We start from the raw sequence: 894 nt of genomic DNA, 5'->3' as shown, positions 1-894 counted from the left end.
GCAGCACAGGTTGCGCAATAGATATTGCTTGGAGCGGCGGACCGCCGCGCCGCCAGCAGTTGCGTCAGTTGTTTGCGCCGCCGCCCTGTCACGTGTCGTGCGGCCACAGCAAATCTCTGTTTTCGGGCAATGTGAAGATCGACTTCTACTGTCAACATTGAGGACGCGGGAATACTGCCACAGAGCCCGATCGGCGGCTGTCGTCGGGGCGTCGATCATCACTGCGGGCACGGCACCGGTCGCGATCAAGGTCGCGCTCCCTGGTGAAGGTCGATCATTAGTCTCCCTTGATTTCGGGGGAGCCCGCAGCGCACGCATCCTCAATCGCCAGCGCAACCGTGAAACGTTTTCAACACTGAATGGAGATCCATTACAGCCTCGTCAGCATCCGGGAACAAACTCCCTTTCCGATCCTTCCTAAATAAGGAGGTTCGAATGGAACGTATGTTGAAATTTTTAGCTTTGGCTGGCTTCTCTGCACTCTGCGTGCTGCCGGCGAAAACGGCACTCGCGGATTCCGACGACAGCCACAAGCCCCCGCATCGCTGCGCCACCAAGCAGCATGACGAGGCGACCGAGGGCTCGTCATCGCTTAAGGACTGTGGTGGCGTTCTTGAACCCCCGTCCGTCGGTGATGCTGAAATGGTCAACAAGCCGCCCAAAGTGGAAACAATGCCGACTATCAAGCCGGGAGATCTGGGACAGCAAGACTCCAAATAACGCGTGAGAATCAGATGTTCCAGAGCTTGACCTCGTGCCGGGGCTACATCGGACCTGGTTCTAGCCGTGAATACCGCTGGACTACTGCATCGGAAGATGACTCAGCATCCGGTCCTGAACGTTCTCCTGGCCGACGATCATCGCTGCAAGCGAGATGACTTTCTCGCGGTCGGC

Annotated in this window: 1 protein-coding gene and 1 pseudogene; one reads left to right on the top strand and one right to left on the bottom strand. The window is 57.7% G+C overall.

Annotation, left to right across the window (positions count from 1 at the left end):
* Positions 1-435 precede the first annotated feature (435 nt).
* Positions 436-720 (top strand): hypothetical protein, encoded by a 285-nt coding sequence (locus AF337_RS06520; RefSeq protein ID WP_049731493.1) that lies wholly within the window; start codon positions 436-438, stop codon positions 718-720.
* Between the two features lie 81 nt (positions 721-801).
* On the opposite strand, the pseudogene AF337_RS45080 reads toward AF337_RS06520, so the two are convergent.
* Positions 802-894, bottom strand: a pseudogene (locus tag AF337_RS45080) (BON domain-containing protein); the annotation flags it as partial.

It is taken from the genome of Rhizobium ecuadorense (assembly GCF_001187535.1).
Lineage (GTDB): Bacteria > Pseudomonadota > Alphaproteobacteria > Rhizobiales > Rhizobiaceae > Rhizobium > Rhizobium ecuadorense.
Note: the sequence above shows the minus strand (reverse complement) of the source record. Positions and strands in the feature narration are given on the sequence as shown.